Source organism: Arthrobacter ipis, from assembly GCF_014694315.1.
Taxonomy (GTDB): Bacteria; Actinomycetota; Actinomycetes; order Actinomycetales; family Micrococcaceae; genus Arthrobacter; species Arthrobacter ipis.
Map to the genome: position 1 here is coordinate 587873 of NZ_JAAOXD010000001.1, position 23949 is coordinate 611821.

21 protein-coding genes are annotated in these 23949 nt (G+C 66.9%); 16 read left to right on the forward strand and 5 right to left on the reverse strand.

Annotated elements, in window-relative coordinates; all coding sequences use genetic code 11:
- Nucleotides 1-33 precede the first annotated feature (33 nt).
- The 6 genes from mihF to G9E11_RS02850 all read left to right on the forward strand — a co-directional run bounded on the left by mihF (nt 34) and on the right by G9E11_RS02850 (nt 6147).
- The gene (gene mihF / locus G9E11_RS02825; protein WP_111905467.1) at nt 34-351 is read left to right on the forward strand and encodes an integration host factor, actinobacterial type; all 318 of its coding nucleotides are present in this window, start codon (nt 34-36) and stop codon (nt 349-351) included.
- Between the two features lie 43 nt (nt 352-394).
- Nucleotides 395-991 carry a guanylate kinase gene (gmk, locus tag G9E11_RS02830; protein WP_111905438.1) on the forward strand — a complete coding sequence of 199 codons (597 nt, stop codon included), beginning with the start codon at nt 395-397 and terminating at the stop codon, nt 989-991.
- 15 nt (nt 992-1006) lie between these two features.
- Nucleotides 1007-1267, forward strand: a complete 261-nt coding sequence (gene rpoZ / locus G9E11_RS02835) for a DNA-directed RNA polymerase subunit omega (protein WP_003800778.1) — start codon at nt 1007-1009, stop codon at nt 1265-1267.
- Nucleotides 1268-1307: 40 nt separating this feature from the next.
- Complete coding sequence (gene coaBC / locus G9E11_RS02840) at nt 1308-2537, forward strand: bifunctional phosphopantothenoylcysteine decarboxylase/phosphopantothenate--cysteine ligase CoaBC (protein WP_190602728.1); 1230 nt, start codon at nt 1308-1310, stop codon at nt 2535-2537.
- A 76-nt stretch (nt 2538-2613) separates the two neighbouring features.
- A complete protein-coding gene (gene metK / locus G9E11_RS02845; protein ID WP_111905440.1) occupies nt 2614-3849 on the forward strand; it encodes a methionine adenosyltransferase in 1236 nt (411 codons plus the stop codon).
- A gap of 132 nt (nt 3850-3981) precedes the next feature.
- Nucleotides 3982-6147 (forward strand): primosomal protein N', encoded by a 2166-nt coding sequence (locus G9E11_RS02850; RefSeq protein ID WP_246468655.1) that lies wholly within the window; start codon nt 3982-3984, stop codon nt 6145-6147.
- 51 nt (nt 6148-6198) lie between these two features.
- Here G9E11_RS02850 and G9E11_RS02855 read toward each other — a convergent pair whose 3' ends face one another.
- The 5 genes from G9E11_RS02855 to G9E11_RS02875 form a co-directional block, all read right to left on the reverse strand.
- Nucleotides 6199-7275: a glycosyltransferase family 4 protein gene (locus G9E11_RS02855; RefSeq protein WP_190602732.1), complete on the reverse strand. Its 1077-nt coding sequence runs from the start codon at nt 7273-7275 to the stop codon at nt 6199-6201.
- On the reverse strand, nt 7272-8201 hold the full coding sequence (locus G9E11_RS02860) for an alpha/beta fold hydrolase (RefSeq protein ID WP_190602734.1): 930 nt from the start codon (nt 8199-8201) through the stop codon (nt 7272-7274). Before G9E11_RS02860 ends, G9E11_RS02855 begins: the two co-directional genes overlap by 4 nt.
- Before the next feature lie 13 nt (nt 8202-8214).
- Nucleotides 8215-9084: an aldo/keto reductase gene (locus G9E11_RS02865; protein WP_190602735.1), complete on the reverse strand. Its 870-nt coding sequence runs from the start codon at nt 9082-9084 to the stop codon at nt 8215-8217.
- An 89-nt stretch (nt 9085-9173) separates the two neighbouring features.
- Complete coding sequence (locus G9E11_RS02870) at nt 9174-9536, reverse strand: VOC family protein (protein ID WP_190602737.1); 363 nt, start codon at nt 9534-9536, stop codon at nt 9174-9176.
- A gap of 85 nt (nt 9537-9621) precedes the next feature.
- Nucleotides 9622-10584, reverse strand: a complete 963-nt coding sequence (locus G9E11_RS02875) for a sugar-binding transcriptional regulator (RefSeq protein WP_190602739.1) — start codon at nt 10582-10584, stop codon at nt 9622-9624.
- A gap of 139 nt (nt 10585-10723) precedes the next feature.
- Between G9E11_RS02875 and G9E11_RS02880 the strand changes: the two genes are divergently transcribed.
- The 10 genes from G9E11_RS02880 (at nt 10724) to holA (ending at nt 23943) form a co-directional block, all read left to right on the forward strand.
- The gene (locus G9E11_RS02880) at nt 10724-12496 is read left to right on the forward strand and encodes a glycerol-3-phosphate dehydrogenase/oxidase (protein ID WP_190602741.1); all 1773 of its coding nucleotides are present in this window, start codon (nt 10724-10726) and stop codon (nt 12494-12496) included.
- Between the two features lie 58 nt (nt 12497-12554).
- Nucleotides 12555-13301 carry an MIP/aquaporin family protein gene (locus tag G9E11_RS02885; RefSeq protein ID WP_190602743.1) on the forward strand — a complete coding sequence of 249 codons (747 nt, stop codon included), beginning with the start codon at nt 12555-12557 and terminating at the stop codon, nt 13299-13301.
- A 99-nt stretch (nt 13302-13400) separates the two neighbouring features.
- Entirely contained in the window at nt 13401-14915 is a 1515-nt protein-coding gene (gene glpK / locus G9E11_RS02890; protein ID WP_190602745.1) for a glycerol kinase GlpK, read from the forward strand.
- A gap of 395 nt (nt 14916-15310) precedes the next feature.
- Nucleotides 15311-17836: a leucine--tRNA ligase gene (leuS, locus tag G9E11_RS02895; protein WP_190603607.1), complete on the forward strand. Its 2526-nt coding sequence runs from the start codon at nt 15311-15313 to the stop codon at nt 17834-17836.
- Nucleotides 17837-17928: 92 nt separating this feature from the next.
- Nucleotides 17929-18972, forward strand: coding sequence for a DegV family protein (locus G9E11_RS02900; RefSeq protein ID WP_190602747.1), 1044 nt, complete (start codon nt 17929-17931; stop codon nt 18970-18972).
- Nucleotides 18973-19204: 232 nt separating this feature from the next.
- Nucleotides 19205-19636: a DUF222 domain-containing protein gene (locus G9E11_RS02905; RefSeq protein WP_246468656.1), complete on the forward strand. Its 432-nt coding sequence runs from the start codon at nt 19205-19207 to the stop codon at nt 19634-19636.
- A gap of 51 nt (nt 19637-19687) precedes the next feature.
- Nucleotides 19688-19873, forward strand: a complete 186-nt coding sequence (locus tag G9E11_RS02910) for a hypothetical protein (RefSeq protein ID WP_102972397.1) — start codon at nt 19688-19690, stop codon at nt 19871-19873.
- 173 nt (nt 19874-20046) lie between these two features.
- A complete protein-coding gene (locus G9E11_RS02915) occupies nt 20047-21045 on the forward strand; it encodes a ComEA family DNA-binding protein (RefSeq protein WP_311764281.1) in 999 nt (332 codons plus the stop codon).
- A gap of 22 nt (nt 21046-21067) precedes the next feature.
- A complete protein-coding gene (locus tag G9E11_RS02920; protein ID WP_311764282.1) occupies nt 21068-22993 on the forward strand; it encodes a ComEC/Rec2 family competence protein in 1926 nt (641 codons plus the stop codon).
- Nucleotides 22930-23943, forward strand: coding sequence for a DNA polymerase III subunit delta (gene holA, locus G9E11_RS02925; RefSeq protein ID WP_190602752.1), 1014 nt, complete (start codon nt 22930-22932; stop codon nt 23941-23943). Before G9E11_RS02920 ends, holA begins: the two co-directional genes overlap by 64 nt.
- Nucleotides 23944-23949: the final 6 nt, after the last annotated feature.

Sequence of the window (23949 nt, forward strand, 5' to 3'; positions counted from 1 at the left end):
CGGATCCGTTGGCTGACCCCAGGGGAATTGACCGTGAGTTTGCGACCCTTGTCTCCGCAGGAACGTTCCGACGCACTCAGGAAGGCCGCGGCGGCAAGGGCTGCCAGGGCCTCGGCCAAAGAGCGGCTCAAATCCGGAGAGCTCACCGTGGCCCAGATCCTGGACTCCGGCGGCACCGAGGAGGCCATAGCGCGCATGCGCGTTTCGGAACTCCTCGAGGCCTTGCCGGGGATCGGGAAGGTCCGGGCCGCAGCCATCATGGACAGCCTCGGCATCGCCGCGTCCCGTCGGGTCCGGGGCCTGGGCATCCACCAGCGCCGGGCGCTGGTAGATTTTATGAACGAGAAATAGCTTTATCCGAACAGAGTCATCTGTAGACCGTCCAAAGGAATACGTGAGCAACAAACCCGGACTGACAGTCCTCGCTGGTCCTACGGCTGTTGGCAAAGGCACCGTGTCCACCTATATCCGCGACACTTATCCCGAGGTCTGGCTGTCCGTCTCGGCCACCACCCGGGCCCCGCGGCCCGGTGAGATCGACGGCGTGCACTACTACTTCAAGTCCAAGGAAGAGTTTGAGTCCCTTGTGGCCGCCGGTGAATTCCTTGAATGGGCAGTGGTGCACGGACAAAACACCTACGGGACCCTGAAGAGCACCGTCAACGAGGCCATTGCCGAAGGCCGGTCGGTGCTGCTGGAGATCGACCTGCAGGGCGCACGCCAGGTCAAGCAGGCCGTTCCGGATGCACAGTTCGTGTTCCTGGCACCGCCCAGCTGGGAAGAACTGGTGCGCCGGCTGGTGGGCCGGGGCACCGAATCTGCCGAGGAACAGCAGCGCCGGCTGGAAACCGGTAAAGTAGAACTTGCTGCTGAACCGGAGTTCGACCACACCGTCATCAATGACGACGTCCGCCGGGCAGCGGACGAGCTTGTTTCACTCATGGGGCTGACCCCGCACCCGCGCCAGACGCAGACGCCGTCAGCCCGTTAGAAATTTGGAGAATTCGTGTCCACGAACCTTGAAGGCATCATCAACCCGCCGATCGATTCGCTGCTCGAGGCGGCTGATTCCAAGTACGGCCTGGTGATCTTCGGTGCCAAGCGTGCACGCCAGATCAACGCGTACTACGCCCAGCTGCATGAGGGCCTGTTCGAGTATGTCGGCCCGCTGGTCGACACCAAGCTGAACGAGAAGTCGCTGTCCATCGCCCTGCGCGAGATCAACGAGGGCAAGCTGGTTTCCACGCCGATCGAAGCTGCAGAGTAACTTCCGCAGAGTAAACAGACTGCCTGCTGACGGAGTTCACGTGCGCATAGTCCTCGGAGTCGGGGGAGGGATCGCCGCTTACAAGGTGGCATCGCTCCTCCGGCTTTTTACTGAAACCGGTCATGACGTCACCGTCATCCCCACGGAAGCAGCCACCCGATTTGTCGGCGTGGCCACCTGGGAGGCGTTGTCGGGCAACCCGGTGACCAACAGCGTCTTCGACGACGTCGACCAAGTGAAGCACGTCCGGCTCGGCCACGAGGCAGACCTGATCGTGGTTGCACCGGCCACAGCCGACCTCCTGGCCCGTGCCGCCACCGGCCAAGCCAACGACCTGCTCACCAACACGCTGCTCATGGCGCGCGGCCCGGTGCTGTTCGCCCCTGCCATGCACACTGAGATGTGGCAGCATGCGGCGACCCAGGCCAACGTCGAGACGCTGCGCAGCCGCGGCGTGGCGGTCCTGGAACCCGCGAGCGGCCGGCTGACCGGCAGCGATTCCGGCCCCGGACGCCTGCCCGAGCCGGAAGCCATTTTCGAAGCGGCCATGGCATTGGCACACGGCCTCCAGGTGGACGCCCCGCTGTCCGGCCGCACCGTAACCATCAGCGCCGGCGGCACCCGGGAGCCCCTGGACCCCGTCCGGTTCCTCGGCAACCGCTCCTCCGGCAAGCAGGGCGTGGCGCTGGCCGCCGCCGCCCGCGACGCCGGAGCCACCGTGCGGCTCGTAGCCGCCCACATGGAGGTGCCCGCCCCGGCGGGTGTCGAACTGATCGCCGTCGAAACTGCACTGCAGCTCCGTGAAGTCATGCTGGCAGCGGCGGCCGGGTCCGACGTCGTCATCATGGCGGCGGCGGTGGCCGACTTCCGGCCGGCGGAGGTTTCCGGAAGCAAAATCAAGAAGCGGGACGACACCGCCGACCCCGTCATCACGCTGGTACGCAACCCCGACATCCTGCAAGAGCTCGTGGAAGTCCGTGACGCCGCGGGCAGCAGCCAGCTCGTGGTGGGCTTTGCCGCCGAGACTGGCGATGAGCAGGGCGATGTGCTGTCCTACGCCGAGGCGAAACTGAAGCGCAAGGGCTGCGACCTGCTGGTGGTGAACCACGTGGGCGCTGACAAGGTGTTCGGCCAGGACAACAACTCCGTGGTCATCCTGTCGCGGGCCGGTTCCGAACCCCAGTCGGCGTCCGGCTCCAAGCAGGACGTCGCCGCCATTGTCATTGACCGCGTCGGCTCCGAACTAAGCCGGGTCTTTCCGCGAACCTGATGGGCGTAAGCAACGTCTCCTTAGCATGGGGACACACGCCGCCGCCCCGCCGTTTGCCAACCAGTAAGGTAGTTGAGTGACTTTACCGCTGCACATTCCAGAATCCCACGGGTCCGCACCCGCCGCGCTTCGGCTCTTCACCTCGGAGTCGGTCACTGAAGGGCACCCGGACAAGATCTGTGACCAGATCAGTGATGCGATCCTGGACGCCCTGCTGGACAAGGACCCCGAGTCCCGCGTCGCCGTCGAGACCATGGCCACCACCGGCTTGGTCCACGTGGCCGGCGAAGTGACCACCGACGCGTACGTCGAAATTCCGCAGATTGTCCGCGAGACCATCCTGGGCATCGGTTACGACTCCTCGGCCAACGGCTTCGACGGCGCACGCTGCGGCGTTTCCGTGTCCATCGGGCAGCAGTCCAACGACATCGCCGGCGGCGTCTTCAATTCCCTGGAGGCCCGCGAAGGCCGCCAGGAGGACGACTACGACCTGCAGGGCGCCGGCGACCAGGGCCTGATGTTCGGCTACGCCAGCGACGAGACCCCGTCCTACATGCCCACGCCGATCTGGATCGCGCACCGTCTCTCGGAGCGGCTCACCGAGGTCCGCAAGAACGGCGAACTCGCCTACCTCCGTCCGGACGGCAAGACCCAGGCCACCATCGGGTACGACGGCGACCGGCCGGTTTCCGTGGAAACCGTCGTGATCTCCAGCCAGCACGCCGACGGCTTCAGCCTCGACCAGCTTCGGGCTGACCTCGCGACGCACGTCATTGACCCCGTCCTCGCCCTCGCGGACCTCGACATTTCGCGCACCAACAACATCCTGAACCCCGCTGGCGCCTTCGTGATCGGCGGCCCGGTGGGCGACGCCGGACTCACCGGCCGCAAGATCATCGTGGACACCTACGGCGGCATGGCCCGGCACGGCGGCGGCGCCTTCTCCGGCAAGGACCCGTCCAAGGTGGACCGCTCCGCGGCGTACGCCATGCGGTGGGTTGCCAAGAACGTGGTGGCCGCCGGACTCGCCAAGCGCGCCGAGATCCAGATCGCCTACGCGATCGGCCAGGCCCGCCCGGTGGGAACCTACGTCGAGACGTTCGGGACCGAGACCGTGGACCCGGCAAAGATCAGCGCCGCGATTGCGGAAATTTTCGACCTGCGCCCGCGCGCCATCATCGACGCCCTCGACCTCAAGCGTCCCATCTACGCCAAGACCGCAGCTCACGGCCACTTCGGCCGCGACGATCCGGACTTCACCTGGGAGCGCCTGGACCGCGTGGACGACCTGAAGGCGTACTTCAACGCCTGAACCGTCCCGTCCGTGGCCATCAGCAGCCGGGAAATGTCAGACCCGTGTGATTGGCTGATGAGTAACCCAGGACGGAGGTGAAGCGCCATGTCTTCTAACGGCACTTCTTCAAGCGCAATGTCTTCAAACGGCATGCCTTCAAGTGCGATGTCTTCGAGCGGCACGTCTTCGCATCCCACGCCGGAGCCGTTGCAGCTGTCACTGCTGCAGGGGTTCCCGGCCACGGCCAGGACCGCTGGCGGCCCGCCGCTGGCCGCCGTCTGCCCGGTTGCGCGCGTGCTCATTGAGTCGCCGCTGCCGCACCTGGACCGGCCGTTCGACTACAGCGTGCCCGCCGAACTGGATGATGACGCCCAGCCGGGCGTCCGCGTCCGGGTCAAGTTCAGCGGCCAGGAACTCGGCGGGTACATCCTGGACCGGGTTGAGGAGTCCGACGCCGGCCAGCCCCTCGTCCCGCTGCACAAGGTCGTCTCACCGGTCGCCGTCCTGACCCCCGCCATGCAGGAGCTCACCGGGCGGGTGGCTGCACGCTACGCGGGCACCGTCAGCGATGTGCTCCGCGTGGCCATCCCGCCGCGGGTGGTCAAGGTGGAGAAGGAATTTGCCGGCGCCGAACCGGCCGCTTCTGCTGAACCGGCAACGCAGGCCCCGGCGGACCACGACCTGTCCGGCTCCGCGTGGACCAGGTACCGGAACGGCGCCGCTTTCCTCCGCCATCTCGCATCGGGAGGCTCGCCCCGGGCTGCCCTCAGTGCCCTGCAGGGGTTCGGCCCGGACGGCTGGCCGGGGCTCATTGCGGACGCTGTGGCGGCGGTCCGGCAATCCGGACGTGGCGCCGTCGTCGTCGTTCCCGACTACCGCGACCTCGACCGGGTCCAGACAGCCCTCGAGGACATCCTGCCCGCCGAAGACGTTGCCCGGCTGACGGCCGACGACGGCCAAACACCCCGGTACCGCAACTATCTCAGGATCCTCAAGGGCACGGCGGGCGTCGCCGTGGGCACCCGCTCGGCGGCCTATGCCCCCGTGCGGAACCTGGGTCTCGTGGTGTGCTGGGACGACGGCGACGACCTGCACGTGGAGCAGCGTTCCCCGTACGCGCACACCCGCGAGGTGCTGCTGCTGCGTGCCGGGCAGGAGGGGGCTGCCTGCCTGCTGGCCGGGCACGCGCGGAGCACCGAAGTGCAGCGGTTGGTGGACGCCGGCTGGGCGATGCCCGTGGACGCCGAACGCACGGTGCTCCGCCGTACTGTTCCCCGGGTCCTCAACACCGCGGACAGCTTTGAGCAGGAGCGCGACCCGCTCGCCCGGCTGGCCAGGCTGCCGGGGGCGGCGTGGCGCACCGCCAAGGAGGCCCTCGAACGCGGCCCGGTCCTGGTGCAGGTTGCCCGTGCTGGCTATGCGCCGTCGCTGGCGTGCGAAACCTGCCGGGAACCCGCACGCTGCCCGTCCTGCCAGGGGCCGCTCGCCATCGCAGGCAGCGCAGCTGTGCCTCAATGCCGCTGGTGTTCGACGCCGGCACCTACCTGGCGCTGCGCGCACTGCCACGGCACCCGGCTGCGCCGCGGTGCGGCCGGTGTACTCCGCACGGCGGAGGAATTGGGCCGGGCGTTTCCCGGCAAGGCCGTGGTGACGTCCTCCGGGCAGAACGTCAAGGCCACGGTGCCGGATGCCGGCGCGCTGGTGGTGGCCACGGTGGGTGCCGAACCCGTGGCGCCGGGCGGATACGCCGCGGCGCTGCTGCTCGATGGCGATTCACTGCTGCGCCGGGAGAACCTCCGCGCGGGCGAAGACGCCGTGCGGCGCTGGTTCAATGCCGCTGCCCTGGTCCGGCCGGCCACCGAGGGCGGGCTGGTCGTCATCACCGCGGACGACACTGCCGCCGTCGGAGCATTGCTGCGGTGGGACCCTTCGGGCTATGCCCAGCGGGAGCTGGGCCTGCGCACTGAGCTGCAGCTGCCCCCGGCGGTGAGGGTCGCCGCCGTCACCGGCGGCAGCACCGCCGTCGGCCACTTCACCGCCTCAGCCACAAAGCTACTGGCCGCCGAGGGAGTGGAGCTGCGCATTGCGGGCCCGGCGCCGCTGCTTCAGACGGCAAGCATCCAGACCCCGAGCACCCCGACACCGGGCGCTCAGGCACCGGGCTCGGAAAACGTGGACGTGCGCACGCTGCTGTTCATCCCGTACGCGCAGGCCGCCACCGTGACCAGGGTGCTTCGGGCTGCGAAAGCCGCAGGGGCGGCGAAGCGAACCGAGGACCCGGTGCAGCTGCGGCTCGACGGCGTTGACGTGCTCTAGGGCCCTGACGTGCTCTGACGATTCGACGTCGGCCGGTTGGGGGCTGCCCGGTTACCGGCGGCGGAGTGCCATGACTTCTGCCGCCACGTCCACTAGCTGGCGGGCGGATTCGTCCCAGCTGAACTGCTGCGCCCGTGCAACCGACCGCCGCGACACGTCCTGCCAGTGCTGCCGGTCGCCGAGGCTACGGACGGCGGCGGCGAACTCCGTCGCCGACTCCGGATCGACGTAGGCGGCGGTGTCCGCCCCCACCTCGCGGAAGATCGGAATGTCGCTGGCGATCACCGGTGTGCCCAGCGCCATCGCCTCTACCAGGGGCAGACCATAGCCTTCGGCCTTGGACAGGGTGACCAGCGCGGTAGTTCGGTTGAGGAGCGCCGTGTATTCGTCGTCGGTGACACCGTTATGGAACACCACGTTGGCTCCGGAGGGGATCTGCGCTTCAAGCTCGGCGCGGCGGTGCGGGGTGACCCGGCTGAGCAGGTGCAGGGTGTAGTCAGGCAGTTCGGCCATCCCGGCGAGCATGGTTTCGACGTTCTTGTAGGGCATGAATGAACCCATGTAGAGCAGCGTCTTCTCCGGCACCGCCGCCGGGTCGCGGGGCTGCTGGGCCGGCTGCGGAGCGTTGCTGACGATGCGCACCGGACGGCTGGTCAGGCGGTACTTGGCCATCAGCGCCTCCGTGGTCCTGCTGATGGTGGCGACGACGTCGGCCCGGTTCAGCAGCAGGCGCTGGGGCCAGAACGCCTTGTGGTACAGGCGCCACAGGATCCGGACCGGGGCCGGCAGGAAGCCCGGAGGTGCCGGGTGTTCGTAATAGATGAGGTCGTGCAGGGTGAGCACCAGGCCGTACTTGCGTCCCCACGTGCCCATCGTCTGCATGGGGCAGACCACCACGTCGGCGCCGAGCTGATTGACCTTCCGGGCCACGAATAGCTCGGCGGGGGAGAGCGGGCTGCTGATCAGCGTGTACGGAACGTCGGGAAGCAGGGCGAGTTGCCGCAGATCGCTGATGAGCATGGACACATCGGCGATCTTTGAGACGGCGGCAATGAGGCTGGAGCCGTAGCGGCTGATCCCGTCATGGTGGTCCGTCCGGGTGAAACGGGCATCGATGACTATCTTCACGCGGGGTGGTCCTTAAGGAATCGGCGGATGAATCCTGCGGCAGGTTCTGGCGTTTCGTAGTGGATCAGGTGGCCGACGCCCGGGATGACGTCCAGCGTTGCGTCCGGAAGCAGCCCGGCCAGGCGGTGCTGGTCCCGCAGCAGGGCGATTTCATCCTTTTCGCCGGCGATGAGCAGCACGGGCAGGGTGAGCCTGGGCGCGACTTCGGCCACGTTGCTGCTGACGGACGCCGTGAACGATTCCAACAGGCTGTCCCGGTTGGCGAACGCACTGAAGTACGCGTGGTGCTGGCCGTGGATGAACCGCAGCAGGTCCTTGTCCTTCGTTTTCGCCATGGCCATGCTCATCACCCGCACGATGAGGGGGCTGCGGAGCAAGGCCAGTCCAAGTGGGCGGGGGAGACGCGCGGAGAGGCGGTAGTACAGAACGGCCAGCCGGGTCATGAGGCCTTTGGGGCCTTCGAGCGCGGGCGACGCGATGGGATTGACCAGGATTAGCGGGCGGACCGCGTCCGGATGCGCTGCTACGAAATGGGCGGCCACGATGGAGCCAAAGGAGTGTCCCAGCAATACGGTGTCCGGCCCGAGTCCGAGCGCCGCCATGAAGTCGCTGATGAACCTTCCGTAGCGCTCCACGCTGTGGGCGGCGTCGGTGAATGCTCCGGAGCTGCCAAACCCGGGAAGGTCCGGCATGATCAGGCGCATCTCGGGCAGCTGGTCGGCCACCCGCAGCAGACCGTGGTGGTCGCCGCGGAAGCCGTGGATGACCAGGATGCTCCGGGTGTCAGCCGTGGTCTTTTCGGGTTCGTAGACCCAGTAGGCAACGTTGCTGCCCGCCAGTTGCACAGTGGATGCACGGGTGCGGGCGGCGAGTCCGCTGCTGACGAAGGATGGTGCTGTAGCGGGCTCGGAGTCGGCTGTTCTCATGTGCTGGGGAGTCCTAGTTAACGTTGTCGGGGTGGGAGCCTGTGCGGTGGCCGCGCTCCAGGGCTTCGATGTCCGTCATGTCCAGCGCTGAGAGCTCGAAGCCGAAGACGTCTAGGTTCTCGCGGATCCTGGCGGCGGAGCTTGCCTTCGGGATGGTGACGTTGCCCAGCTGCAGCTGCCATCGCAGGATAATCTGTGCGGCGCTCACCTTGTGCTCGGCCGCGAGGGCGCCGATAACGGGATCCTCCAGCACCTGGCCGCGGCCCAGCGGGCTCCACGCCTCGGTGAGGATTCCCAGCCCGGCGTGCTTCTCCCGGAGCTCGGCCTGCTGCAGCCACGGATGCAGTTCAATCTGGTTCACGGCCGGCACTACCTCGGCTGTTTCCAGCAGTTGGTCCAGGTGCTGGGGCTGGAAGTTGGACACGCCGATGGCACGGACCTTGCCCTCGCGGTACAGCGTTTCCATGGCCCGGTACGTTTCCTGGAACAGTCCCCGCTTCGCGCACGGCCAGTGGATAAGGTACATGTCCACGTATTCCAGCCCGAGGTTGATCATGGACCTGTCGAAAGCCCGCAGCGTCGCGTCGTAGCCGTGGTCGTCGTTCCACACCTTGGTGGTGATGAAGAGGTCCTCGCGCGAGGTCCCGGGTGCGGCCTCGCCGGAACCGCCGGTGACGGCTTCCGCGGCGAACACCTCGACAAGGCCGCGCGCCACCCCAGACTCATTCCCGTACATGGCCGCAGTATCGAAATGACGGTACCCGGCTCCCAGGGCCGTGGCCACCAGGTTGGCGGTGTCTTTCGGTGCAACCTTGTAAAGCCCGAAACCCAACTGGTCGATCAGCACGCCGTTGTTCAGGCGGAGCCGGGGTGAGGTAGTCATGGTTACGACTCTACCGATACCGCGACGCGCCGCGGGTGACCGGCAGGCGCAGTTTCAGTCCCGGCGCCGGCCCGGCCCGAGGAGAACGGTCAGCCCCAGCAGAGGCAGAAGGGGTGGCCGGCGGGGTCCGCGTAGACCTGGAAGCCTTCCGCGGAGGTGATGTCCTCGGCGGGCTTCAGCAGGCGCGCACCCAGGGACAGGGCCTCATCGTGGGCAGACGCGACGTCCTCAACGTACAGGTCCAGATGGATCTGCTGTGGGTTCCCGTCCGGCCATTCCGGCGGCACGTGGTTGGGTGCGAGTTGAAAGCCCAGGCGCGGTTTCCCGTCGACACTGACGGTGTGCCAGTCATCCTCTGCGTCCACGGTGCCGCCCAGCAGGCCGGCCCAGAAGGCGCTCTCGGCCGGAAGGTCGGGGGCGTCGAACACAACGATCTCTCTGGTGATTTTCATGCGGTCATCCTTGCATGGCCGCCGCGATTTTCCGAGAGCCTCACACCAGTTTTCGTCGGGTGGGTCCTGGCTGGCAGGGCGTCGCTCAGTTCCCGTTCTTAAAGCTGACCAGGCGCCGCGCCGAGGCCTCATCGAGGATCAGATCCGTGGCCAGCCCGGCCACCAGCGCCCCCCGGAGCCCATTGATCTTTGACGCGCCGGAGACCACGCAGATCCGCCGGCGTACCTGGCGCAGTTGGTCCAGGGAAGGTCCGGTGGAGCGTTCATTCAGCGTGATGCCGTCAGAGGAGCCGTCGCCTCGGAAGAAGACCGTGGCCACGTCACCGACGACGTCGGACTTCGCCAGCGTGACCAGGTCGTCCTCGTCGAGGTAGCCGCCGGCGTACACGTGGCTCGGGTAGTCGGCATCCACCGAACCCACGCCAAAGATCGCAATGCTCATGCGGGACTGCAGGTCGAGGATGCGCTGCACGCTCCGCTCATTCCACATCGCGGTCTTCGTGGCGGCATGGTCGAAGAAGGCCGGTACGGGAAACTGTTCAACCCGGGCCCCGTAGGCGCTGCCGAAGCGCCGCATGATGTCGCTGGCGTAGGTGATGCCGGTGGTCTGCATGTTGCCCGCGCCGTTCAGCTGCACCACCACGCTGTCGTGGGTGATCTTGCGCGTCAGATGCCGGCTCACGGCGCTGAGGGTCGAGCCCCAAGCCACGCCGATGATGGCGTTGGAGTCCACGAGCGGTCCGATGGTGCGCGCGGCCTGCATGGCCACGCGGTCCAGCGTCTCCGCCTCGTTCAGGGTGTCCAGGACGGGCACCACGTGCACATCCACCTTGTACTGCGCCCGGATCAACCGCTCCAGTTCCGGCCCTGTGTCATGCGGACTGCGGATCTGGATCTGCACCAGGCCGGTCTCCCGCGCCGTCGAGAGCAGCCGGGAAACCGTGGAGCGGGAGGTCCGTAATTCCCGTGCGATGGCGTCCATAGTGAGGTCCTGCATGTAGTAAAGCTGGGCGGCGCGCAGCGCTTCGGAATGTCGGGGACGGGGCATGCATCGTTCCGTTCTGCACGTTTGTGCATAGTGCTTGACGTTATTTTCCAATAATTCAAACAATAGTGGTGAACGGTCCCGCACCATCCGGTGTGCGGCCTGCAACAAGCCATTACGAACCAAACCCAAAGGAGCAGATTTGGGACTCAAGGATTCATCCGGCCATACCAACAGCGCTGCTGCACCGGGTGTAGAACGCAAGTCCGTCTCCCGGCTGCGCCGGCGCCCCAGCGCCCGGGTACTGATCGTCGGTGGCGGCATCAACGGCGTCGGAACGTTCCGCGACCTTGCCCTGCAGGGCGTCGACGTGGCGCTCGTGGAGCGCGGCGATTACTGCCAGGGCGCCAGCGGCGCCTCGTCGCACATGATTCACGGCGGCATCCGTTATCTGGAAAACGGCGAGTTCCGGCTGGTCCGGGAGTCCGTGGTTGAGCGCAACAGGCTCCTGCGTATAGCACCCCACTACGTCAAGCCGCTGCAGACCACCATTCCGATCTTCAGCACATTCTCCGGTGTGCTTGCCGCCCCCCTGCGGTTCCTGACCCATAAGCAGCAGGGCAAGCCCAAGGAGCGGGGCGCGTTCCTGATCAAGCTGGGACTCAGCCTCTATGACTCCTTCTCCCGCGACGGCGGCAGCGTTCCGCGCCACCAGTTCCGCACACGGCACAAGGCGCTGGCGGAACTCCCGATGCTGCACCCCGGCGTCAAATACACGGCCACCTACTTCGACGCGTCGGTGCACAACCCCGAGCGTCTCACCCTGGACGTCCTGCAGGACGGCGAGAAGGCGGGCGGCCGGGCCAGCAACTACCTGTCCCTGGTGTCCGTCAGCTCCAACGCAGACGGATCCAGCACCGCGCGTCTCCGTGACGAGCTAACCGGTGAGGAGTTCAGCTTCACTGCGGACGTCATCGTCAACACCACCGGCGCGTGGGTGGACCTCACCAACCAGGCCATGGGTGTGCCCACCACGTTCATGGGCGGGACGAAGGGCTCACACATCGTCCTTGACCACCCCGGCCTGCTCGCTGCCTGCGACGGACGAGAAATCTTCTTCGAGCACACCGACGGCCGGATTGTCCTGATCTATCCCATGGGCGACCGCGTGCTGGTAGGAACCACCGACGTCGACGCCGACATGTCGGAAGACGCCGTCTGCACCGACGGTGAGATCGACTACTTCTTCGAGCTAATTGGCCACGTCTTTCCTGACATCGCCGTGAACCGCGGACAGATCGTCTACACGTTCTCGGGCGTGCGTCCGCTGCCGCGGCACGACGCCACCCAGCCCGGGTTCGTGTCGCGGGACTACCGCATCGAACGGCGCGGCCCGGAAGCGGGCCCCCGGGAGGGCGGCGCCGTCGTGCTCAGCCTGGTGGGCGGCAAGTGGACCACCTTCCGCGCCCTGGCCGAACACCTTGCCGACGACGTCCTCGCCGAACTGGGAACCGAACGGAAGATTTCGACGGCGAAGCTCGCCATCGGCGGCGGCGCCGGGTTCCCGGACAGCGAAGCCGGGATCCAGAAGTGGATCAAGGCCCACATGACACCCACGCGCGACGCCGACCGGACAGCCGGTCTCCTCACAAGGTACGGCACCCGCGCCGGGGAAGTCATCAGCTACCTCGACGCCGGACACGACCGCCTGCTGCGCTCCACCCGGGAGTTGAGCGTCAGGGAACTGCAGTTCATGGCCGCGCACGAACAGGTCGGGCACCTCGTGGACGTGCTGATCCGGCGCACCTCGCTCGCGTTCCGCGGCCTGGTCACCGGCGAGCTGCTGAACGAAGTGGCCGAGGCCTTGGCCGGGCCGCTCGGCTGGGATGCGGCAAGGGTTGCCGCCGAGATCAACCACGCCCAGGAGGTGCTGAAGCGATACCACGGCGTCGAGGTCCACAGCCTCGTCGCTTAGCGGGAAACCGTCCTTCAAACACGCGAAGGACTGACAACAGAAAATAGAGGAGTCAAAGATGTCTCTTGGATTGGTTTTTCTTTCCGAAGTTTTCGGAACCGCCATGCTGACCCTGCTGGGTTGCGGTGTGGTGGCCAACGTTGCGCTCAAAGGCACGAAGGGCAACAACGGGGGATTCCTGATGGTTACGTGGGGGTGGGGGATCGCCGTCTTCGCCGGCGTCTATGTCGCTGCCCGATCGGGATCGCACCTGAACCCGGCCGTCACGCTGGGCCTTCTCGTGAACGGCAAACCGGAGTATGCGACGGGCGTTCCAGTGGACTTTGCCTCCACGCTCACTTACTTCGGCGGAGAGCTTACCGGCGCATTCCTTGGCGCCGTGGTCACCTGGCTGGCGCACAAGCAGCATTTCGACGCCGAACCCGAGCCCGCGAACAAACTCGGCGTCTTCTCCACCGGCCCGGCGATCCGCTCCACGCCTTGGAACCTGATCACGGAAATCATCGGCACGTTTGTTCTTGTCTTCGTCATCCTCACCTTCGGCGGGACGCCGTCGGGGCTTGGCCCGTTGGCGGTGGCGCTTCTGGTCGTCGGCATCGGCGTGTCCCTGGGCGGACCCACCGGCTACGCCATCAACCCCGCGCGGGATCTCGGTCCCCGCATCGCGCACGCCGTCCTGCCCATCAAGGGCAAGGGGTCCAGTGACTGGAGCTACTCCTGGATCCCGGTGGTCGGCCCACTCATCGGCGGCACGCTGGCCGGCCTTGTAGGGCTGCTTCCCATCGTGTTCACGGCGGCCACCTGAACTGCCGCGTATTTTTCTAGCCCCTGCGCCACCCATTTCCGAAACCACATCCAATAACCACATCTGCTAACACGCAAGCACAACGACAAGGACGTCATCATGAGCCAATACGTAATCGCCATCGATCAGGGCACCACCAGCACCCGCGCCATCGTCTTCGACCAGAGCGGCAACATCGTGTCCTCCGGCCAGATGGAACACGAGCAGATTTTCCCGCAGGCCGGCTGGGTGGAGCACAGCCCCACGGAGATCTGGGACAACACCCGCGAGGTGATCGGTTCCGCGCTGTCCAAGGCGAACCTGACGCGGCACGACATCGCCGCCGTCGGCATCACCAACCAGCGCGAAACAGCGGTGGTCTGGGACAAGACCACCGGCAAGCCGATCTACAACGCGATCGTGTGGCAGGACACCCGGACCCAGCCCATCGTGGATGAACTGGCGCGGGACGGGGGAGCGGACCGGTTCAAGCAGAAGGTGGGGCTGCCGCTGGCAACGTACTTCTCCGGGACCAAGATCAAGTGGATCCTGGACAACGTCGACGGCGCCCGGGAGAAGGCCGAGGCCGGGGACCTGGTGTTCGGCAACACCGACTGCTGGGTGCTGTGGAACCTCACTGGCGGGGTGGACGGTGGAGTGCACGTCACCGATGTCACCAACGCCTCCAGGACCATGTTCATGGACCTGGACACGCTGCAGTGGGACGAGGAGATCCTGCGCATTTTCGGAGTGCCGGCGTCCATGATGCCCGCTATCAAGTCCTCCTCCGAGGTCTACGGCACGGTCCACACCTCGCAGCTGCTGCGGGAGGTGCCGGTGGCGGGTATCCTCGGAGACCAGCAGGCGGCCACCTTCGGCCAGGCGGCGTTCGAGACCGGTGAAGCGAAGAACACCTACGGTACCGGGTGCTTCCTGATCTTCAACACGGGTGAGGAGATCGTCCACTCGAAGAACGGGCTGCTCACCACGGTCGGTTACAAGCTGGGCGACGCGGCCCCGCACTATGCGCTGGAAGGGTCGATCGCTGTCACCGGTTCGCTCATCCAGTGGCTGCGCGACAACCTGAACATGATCAGCAGCGCTCCCGAGGTCGAGTCCCTCGCCGCTTCAGTGAAGGACAACGGTGGCGTGTACATCGTGCCCGCGTTCTCCGGGCTCTTCGCGCCCTACTGGCGCTCGGATGCACGCGGCGCCATCGTGGGCCTGACCCGCTTCGTGAACAAGAGCCACATTGCCAGGGCCGCGCTTGAGGCCACCGCCTTCCAGACCCGCGAGGTTTTGGATGCAGTCAACGCCGACTCGGGCGTTCCGCTCACGGAACTGAAGGTCGACGGCGGCATGGTCGCCAACGATGCCCTGATGCAGTTCCAGGCGGACATCCTCGGCGTCCCGGTTATCCGCCCGAAGGTAGTGGAAACCACCGCGCTGGGCGCAGCGTACGCGGCGGGCCTCGCCGTCGGTTTCTGGAAGGACCTTGGCGAGCTGTCCGCCAACTGGTCCGAGGACAAGCGCTGGGAGCCGAACCTGGATACCGAGGAGCGGGAACGGCAGCTGCGGCTCTGGAAGAAGGCCGTCACCAAGTCCATGGACTGGGTCGACGAGGACGTTCGGTAGTTCTCACTATTAGTGGGGGGCCGCCTCACCTTCGCGAGGAAGGCGGCCCCTGCCCCGCCCGCTTCGCGGTGCCCACCACACCATGGGCGAGGGGCCGCCTTCCTCGCTCTCCCTGAAACGTCACCGAAGTGTTCGTTCACGTAGGCCTGGCTCGTTGGTGTCCGAGGCTGGGTGTGCCGGGAGGGGATGGGGGTAGGGGTGCGCTAAAGTAGGTGTATGCGTGCGATCCTTCTGCTTAGCTAGCCGCTTGGTATCCCGAACAAATACGGATTATCGAGCGGCCGCCCCTCCATGTCGAGGGGCTTTTGTGTGTCCGGGGAGACCTTCCCGGCGGGCGGCGGGGATCAGACCGTTATGACAGGACAGAGGTCATGACAGAACAGAAGAGGGCAGCAGTGAGCGTTCAGCCGGAGACCGAAACCGGAACAGCAGCAGGTGGAGCCGAGACGCCCGAAGAGGGCGCGTACAGCTTCGCGGCAATGGAGGCCCGGTGGCCGCAGGTGTGGGAAGACCTGAAGGTCTTCACCCCCGCCGACGACGGTTCCCGGGAGCGCCGCTACGTCCTGGACATGTTCCCCTACCCGTCCGGCGACCTTCACATGGGCCACGCCGAAGCGTTCGCCATGGGTGACGTGGTGGCTCGCTACCTGCGCCAGCAGGGATACGACGTGCTGCACCCGATCGGCTGGGACTCCTTCGGGCTCCCCGCGGAAAACGCGGCCATCAAGCGCAACGCCCACCCGAGCGAGTGGACCTACGCCAACATCGACACCCAGGCCGCCTCCTTCAAGCGTTACGCCATCTCCGCAGACTGGTCGCGCCGGCTGCACACTTCCGACCCGGAGTACTACCGCTGGACGCAGTGGCTGTTCAAGCGCTTCTACGAACGGGGCCTCGCTTACCGCAAGGACTCACCGGTCAACTGGTGCCCCAAGGACCTGACCGTGCTGGCCAACGAGCAGGTTGTCAACGGCGCCTGCGAACGCTGCGGCACGGCCGTGACCAAGAAGTCGCTGAACCAGTGGTACTTCAAGATCACCGACTACGCCGACCGCTTGCTGGAGGACATGACCGAGCTGCAGGGGCATTGGCCCGAGCGGGTACTGGCGATGCAGCGAAACTGGATCGGCCGCTCGGAAGGCGCCCATGTCCGGTTCGTGATCGAGGCATCTGACGGACGTGCCGAGCGCGAAGTCACAGTCTTCACCACCCGTCCGGACACCTTGCACGGGGCCACGTTCTTCGTGGTGGCCGCGGACGCGCACCTGGCCCTGGACCTGGTTACGCCTGAACACCACGACGCACTCATGGCCTACCGTGAAAAGGTCAAGGCCCTTTCGGACATCGAACGCCAGTCCACCGAGCGTGAAAAGACCGGTGTGTTCACCGGCCGCTACGCCATCAATCCCCTTAACGGTGAGAAGCTGCCCGTCTGGGCAGCGGACTACGTCCTGGCCGACTACGGCACGGGCGCCATCATGGCCGTCCCGGCGCACGACCAGCGTGACCTCGACTTCGCCAAGGAGTTCGGCCTGCCTGTGCGCGCGGTGCTGGACACCGGTGAGGAGGATCCCGCCGTCTCGGGTAAGGCAACAGCGGGCGAGGGCACACTGATCAACTCTGGTGCGCTCGACGGCCTTCCCAAAGCAGAGGCCATTCCGGCGGCCATCGAAATCCTGGGCAAGCAGGGCACGGGGGAGAAGTTCGTGAACTTCCGGCTGCGTGACTGGCTCCTGAGCCGCCAGCGCTTCTGGGGCACCCCGATCCCGATCATTCACTGTGCCGAGTGCGGCGAAGTACCGGTACCCGACGAACAACTGCCGGTGACGCTGCCCGAGGACCTGCGGGGTGAGGCGCTGTCCCCGAGGGGCACTTCGCCCCTGGCCGCAGCCGCCGAATGGGTCAACGTCGAGTGCCCGAACTGCGGACGTGCCGCCCAGCGGGACACGGACACCATGGACACCTTCGTGGACTCGTCCTGGTACTTCCTGCGTTTCGTCTCCCCGCAGTACACAGAGGGTCCGTTCGATCCGGAAAAGATCAACGAATGGATGCCGGTGGGACAGTACGTGGGTGGCGTGGAGCACGCGATCCTGCACCTGCTGTACGCCCGCTTCTTTACCAAAGTCATTCACGACATGGGCCTGTTGGCGGCGGATGAGCCCTTCAGCGCCCTGCTCAACCAGGGGCAGGTCCTGAACGGCGGCAAGGCCATGAGCAAGTCGCTGGGCAACGGCGTGGACCTGGGCGAGCAGCTGGACAAGTACGGCGTCGACGCCGTCCGGCTCACCATGATCTTCGCTTCCCCACCCGAGGACGACGTCGACTGGGCGGACGTTTCGCCGTCGGGCTCCGCCAAGTTCCTGGCCCGCGCCTGGCGCCTCGGCCAGGACGTCTCAAGCGCCCCGGGGGTTGACTTCAGCACCGGTGACCGCGCGCTGCGCTCGGTCACGCACAGGACCATCGCCGACGCTGCGGAGCTGCTGGACAACAACAAGTTCAACGTCGTGGTGGCCAAGCTGATGGAGCTGGTCAACGCCACCCGCAAGACCATCGACTCCGGTGCCGGCGGCGCGGATCCGGCCGTGCGTGAAGCTGCCGAGGCAGTGGCCGTCATCCTCAGCCTCTTTGCGCCCTACACGGCGGAAGACCTGTGGAACGTCCTGGGGCACCCGGCGTCGGTGGCCAACGCGGGTTGGCCTTCGCATGACGAGTCCCTTCTGGTGCAGGAGACCATCACCGCGGTGGTTCAGGTCCAGGGCAAGGTCAGGGACCGGCTCGAGGTTTCACCGGCCATCTCCGAGGACGAGCTGCGCGAGCTTGCGCTGGCCTCCGAGAATGTCCAGCGCGCCCTCGACGGCCGGGGCATCCGGACCGTGATCGTGCGGGCACCTAAACTGGTGAACATCGTCCCGGCCTAGCAAGGTCATTTGAGTAGCCCGGGGGCGAGCGACTGGACGGGCTCTGGCCGCCGGCCTTGCCGGCGGCCGGAAACAACTGCAGGGGGAGTGCCGTGATGGACCGCGAACCGGCAGCCTGGCTGTGGTTGAAGGAGCATCTGGTCCGTCTCCGCCAGGCCACCAGGCCGGGCCATGTCCCGCCCACTGGCGAGCCCGCCGTCGTCGTCCGTACCGCAGTGGTGACGGATTCCGCTGCCGCTTTGCCCGCCGACTGGGTGCGGGCCTTCTCCATCAACGGCCGGTTGGCCGTCATTCCAATGCCCGTCATGGTGGGCGAGGAGATCTACGGCGAGGGCGAGGACGACATCACCGGGACCATCGCCGTGGCCATGGCTGCCGCGACGCCGGTTAAGACCTCCCGCCCGTCGCCGGGACAGTTTGAACAGGCTTATCTGGCCGCCGAACGGCAGGGCTTCGAGTCCGTCGTATCCATCCACATCTCCGGTGGCCTCTCCGGCACCGCTGATGCGGCCCGCCTGGCGGCCGGCCGGGTCAGGATCCCCGTCGAGGTGCTGGACACCCGCACCGTCGGAATGGCGCAGGGACTCGCCGTCCAGAGTGCCGTGGTGGCAGCGGCGGACGGCCGCGGTGCCGGCGAGGTGCGCCGGCTCGCCGAGGAGCGCGCGGCAAGAACCAAGGTCTATTTCTATGTGCCCAGCCTGGAGCAGTTGCGGCGCGGCGGACGCATCGGCGCAGCAGCTTCGCTGGTCGGAGCCATGCTGTCCATCAAGCCGATTCTCGCGGTCGACGGCGGCAAGATCGTTCCGCTGGAAAAAGTCCGTTCCGCGGCGAAAGCCATCGCCCGGCTTGAGGAGATCGTGGTGGCGGAGGCCGCGGGCCGGTCACTGGGGGAGGCGAGGCTGGCCATCCACCATTTCGGCAACCGGCCCGAGGCCGAGATGCTCGCGGCCCGGCTGGCAGCGAAACTCCCGGCCTGCCCGCCGGCGCAGATCAGCTCATTGCCAGCCGTACTGGCGGCCCACGCCGGGCTTGGGGTCCTCGCCGTGATCGTGGGGGAGAGCAGCTCGTCCGTGGCCGGTTGCCTCGCCGCCCCGTCCAAGGCAGCTGGCACCGGGGGTACTGAGCCCGCCACCTAGGCCACGCAGGCTGCACTTGATGCGGCCGGGCCAGCACTATGCCGCGTTTCTGCGATGCGGCGTTTTGTCGGTGCCCCCCTGTCATGCTGTGGGAAAGCACAACGCAGCAGTTGCGGAGACGTTAGAGGCCATTGGAGCCTCCGCTCTTTCACTGGCTGCTGAGCTCCGTCGGCGGCTGGTCCGGGTCCGGCGGGCGTGGATTTGCTGCCGGATGAGGCGGAATGTCTGCAGGATGAGGCGGATCCGCTGGGGGATCTGGCGATGGCGTGCCTGGGCGGGCTGGCTGGGGTGGCTGGGCGGGCTGGCTGGGATGGAGGCGCGGCTGGCGGCGGTGAAGGTGCATCTCGCCGCCGGCTTTTCCGCGGCGGAGGGGGCCATGACTCCGCCTGGCACGTCCGCGCAGGACCGCACCGTCCGGAAGATGTCGGTGACCGCGGAGGTTGCTGGCGCGCTGACTGTCAGTGAGGGGTCGGCGGAGCGGTTGCTGGTTGAATCCGTCAGACTGACCAGGGATCTGCCGTTGGCGCTGGGCGCGCTGGGGTCAGGAACACTGTCGTGGCAGCACGCGCGGATCCTGTGTGATGAGACCGAGGGGCTGGATCCTGCGGCTGCGGCGGCGTTTGAGGCGCACTTCCTGGACCCGGATGCCACTTGTCATGGCTAGCAGAGCCTGCCCGCCGGTAGTACAGTCTCCCCACCGAGCAAGGAGGCTCCCATGTCCATGCAAGTCCACCACGTCGCCCAGTTGGACAGGGATGTGGCCGAGGAAGTCACGAAATGGATGAAGTACCTGAAAGGGCAGGTGACCAGCGTGCAGTTCCTCACCACCACGATCCCTGATCCCAAGGAACCGGAGAAGTGGCGCGTGCAGTACGAGGCCTACATCACCTATCAGAGGTAGTGGCGCTATCCACATGGCGCAATCCACATAGGGCGAGACGGTACTGTCGGGAAGGCTGACCGTTTCCTACCGTGGTGGATATGTCACGCCGGACCGCTGGAGCCTCAGCCAGCGCTCAGGCGCGCGTTGGCGAGGGGCGCCCGGGCGCGGGGCGCTCCGCGGGACGTGGCCCCGTGGGAGAGAAAGCAACAGATGGGCGGGCGGCAAGAAGGCTGGCAGCCACGCTCGGACCGCCTGCTAGGCCTGGCCTTTCCTGGGATGAAGAGAAGGATCCGCCGCCGGGCGGTGGCCCCTCGGGGCTGCTCGAGACGGGAACGGGAGGCGGCTTTGCCTACGGCCGGCAGGCCGGTTCCTCCGGGTCTTCCGTGTCCGGCCAAGTGGCCGAACCGCGGTTCCGCTGGCGCCTGGGCATCCGTGCCGCGGTGTTGGTGGGCGTGCTGTCGCTGATTGCCGGAGCCTTGCTCTGGTGGCAGCTGGCTGCCAACGGTCCTGTTGTCCTTCCCCTCAGCTCAGTCACCCACGACGCGGCGGGAAAATCTGCCCCCGGCACACACGGTCCGGAGGGCAACGACCCGGAAAGCAAGGGCCTGGAGAATGACAGCACAGTTAGCAGTGGGCCAGACAGTGACGGGAAGGCCGCTGACGGCAAAGACGGGACTGGGACGGCGGCCGTGAACGTTGTGGTGCACGTCGCCGGAGCGGTGAAGAAGGCCGGAGTGGTCCGGCTCCCGCGGGGAAGCAGGGTACACGAGGCCATCGCCGCCGCCGGGGGCGCCAGCCCGGAGGCCGATCTCGACCGCCTCAACCTCGCCTCCCCCCTGGAAGACGGCCAAAAAATCTCCGTACCCCGCCGCGGCGAGGCGGCACCGGCTGGCACGTCCGGTGCCGCGCAAGCGGACAAATCCGGCGCGGCCGGCACGTCAGGAGCGGAGGCTGCCGAAGCGGATGGAACCGGCGGGCCTGCAGGCGACGGTGCCGGCGGCAAGATTAACCTCAACACCGCCACCGTGGAAGAACTGGGTGAGCTGCCGAGGGTCGGCCCGGTGCTGGCCCAGCGCATCGTCGACTGGCGCACGCAGCAGGGCCCCTTCAAGTCACCCGAGGAACTGGACGCCGTCGACGGAGTCGGCCCCAAAATGCTTGAAACATTGCTTCCGCTGGTGACCGTCTGACATGGATAGCAGGAATGAACGCGTGCCCAGCCGATGGCACCGCTATGTCCAGGCGGCCGTGGATTTCCCAAGGCTCGACTTCACGCAGGGTGAAAATTTCTCCAGCGATTCCGCCACTGCTGATTCCTTGCCGTCACAGCCTCCGGCCCGGCCCGGTCCCGCGAGTGCCCTCAGCCGGAGGATCCGCGCTGACATCCGCCGTCGTCTGCTGCCGGACGGACAGGACGTGGCCGCAACCGAACCGAACCGGCGCCGGACCGACCTTCGCCTTGCCCCGGCGGCCGTGCTGGTGTGGGCAGCCACCGTTGCCGGGCCGTGGCTAACACCGGGGATTCTTCTGATTGTGTGGGGCAGTCTCGCCGCGTGCGCCGGAGTGCTGCTCGCCATGCTTCTGCGGAGGAAGAAAGCCGAAGGACGCTGGCGGCGCAGTTTGCTGACCACCCTGACGGCAGCACTCATGCTTGCCGCGGCCTCGACCGCACATTCGGCAGTGTCGTCATCCCAGCGCCACGACGAGCAGGTGGCAGGACCCATCGCCGCGCGTGCATCAGCCGTGGCAGAAGTCGGGATCACCGGGGCGCCCCGTGCCCTCAAGACACCAGGCCCCTCCGGGCGTGCCGAACGCTGGGCAGTGGCTGCGGTGGTCCGGTCCTTGACGTCGGGCGGCCAGGTAATGCACGCGCATCTGCCGGTGGTCATCATCGGCGGGCAGGAGTGGCAGCACACCGGCACCGGCCAATTGTTTCGGGTCACCGGAAAGCTCCGGCCTCCGGACCCGGGCCGGGTGGAGGCGGCGATCCTGACGGCGTCATCCCCGCCCGTCCAGCTCGCGGCATCGCAGGATTGGCAGCAGGCGCCGGCCGCTCTGGGCAAGCGGTTCGCCGCAGCCGCCGCCTGGCTGGCCCCCGACTCGAGGGGCCTCCTCCCGGGCATGGTCACGGGCGACACCGGCGGCCTGAGCGAGGAGCTCGAGGCAGCCATGAAAACCGTGGGCCTGACTCACCTGACGGCGGTGTCCGGCGCCAACTGCAGTCTGATACTCGGCGCTCTGCTGTTGGCGGCACGCTCGCTGCGCCTCGCCAGGACTCCGGCCGCAGCCGTCGCCCTCGCGGGCCTGGGCCTGTTCGTCCTCATGGTTGGTCCTGATGCGAGCGTGCTCAGGGCATCGCTGATGGGTGCGATTGCTTTGGCATCTCTTTCAGGCGGCCGGGCCGGCCGCGGACTGAGTTTCCTTTGCCTGACCGTGATGGCCTTGCTGCTCGTGGAGCCGGAACTGGGGGTCAGCTTGGGCTTCCTGCTCTCCGTGCTGGCCACGCTGGGGATCATTGTGCTGGGACGCGGCATCATGGGCTGGTTTCCGCCGAGCGTACCGCGCTGGGCGGCGGCAGCTGTTGCCGTTCCCCTATCAGCCCAGGTGCTCTGCGGCCCCGTCATTGTGGTGCTGCAGCCACAGTTTTCCACCTACTCGCTGCTGGCCAACGTGCTTGTTGCCCCTCTCGTGGCACCCGTCACCATCATGGGCACGGCGGCCGTGGCACTTCTGCCCCTCGTGCCATGGCTAGCGGCGGTACTGATCGGCGTGGCCGGGTTCTTTGCCGGTGGTGTGGCAGCCATTGCCAGGTTTACCGCTGGTCTTCCCGGCGCCGCACCGCCTTGGCCGGAGGGCGTGTTCGGGTTGCTGACCATGCTGCTGTTCTCCATGGTGACATTGCTCGCCGTGTGGACGGCTGCCCATCCTGCCCGGACCGTCAAGATGGTCTTCGCCGCTCACGCAGGCACCGTCCGCCTCCTTGACCGGCTGCCGGAGGCCAGGTTCCGCCGCGGCGGCCCGGGTGACCATGGGAGACTTAGAGTCTGCAATCTGAACCCCGGGAGGAATCACCAGTGGCCGCTGCCCAGCAACGACCGAAGACGCCGGCCGCCAATTCGGCGAGCTGGCGGGACGTAACCCCTGCGGCGGTCGTCCTGATCACGGGTCCCGAGGAGTACCTCGGCATCCGGGCGATGGACCGTGTCCGGACGCAGGTACGGGCGGCCTCACCCGACGTGGAAGTGACCAGGCTCGCCGCCGGCGCGTACGAGGCCGGAGCGCTGGCCATGAATGTCAGCCCGTCACTGTTCGGTGAGAACAAGCTGATCGAGGTGGACGGCCTCGAATCGATGAACGATGCCTTCCTGACGGACGCGCTGACGTACCTCAAACACGTGGAACAGGACGCTGTCCTCGTGCTCCGGCACGGCGGCGGAACCCGCGGCAAGAAGCTCCTCGATGCCGTGAAGGCCGGGGGATGGCCGACTGTCGACTGCCAGCCGCTGAAGAAGGATGCGGAAAAGACCGCATTTGTCGCGGCGGAGTTCAAGGCCGCCGGCAGGCGGATCACCCCGGAGGCAGTCCAGTCGCTGGTCAACGCGGTCGGCGCCAACCTGTCAGAGCTGGCGGCGGCCTGCAGCCAGCTCATTGCCGACGCCTCAACTGGCGTTGATGCTGACATGGTCGACCGCTACTACGGCGGAAGGGTGGAGGCCACGGCGTTCAAGGTGGCGGACGCCGCCATGGCCGGCAACGGTCCTGTGGCCCTGTCCACACTCCGGCACGCGCTGGCGACGGGCGCCGATCCGGTACCGCTGGTGGCGGCATTGGCAGCCAAGCTGCGGACCGTGGCCAAGGTCGCCGGCGCGAAAGGATCATCGGCGCAGATCGCGAAGCAGCTGGGCATGCAGCCCTGGCTGGTGGAGCAGGCGCAGCGGGACGTCCGGAGGTGGACGCCGGAGGGCCTGGCCCGGTCCATCCAGGTCACGGCTGAAGCCGATGCGCAGGTCAAGGGACTTTCCCGCGATCCGGTCTACGCCGTCGAACACGCCGTCACGGTCATTGCGGCCGCCGCCCGCGGCCGTTAACGCTTC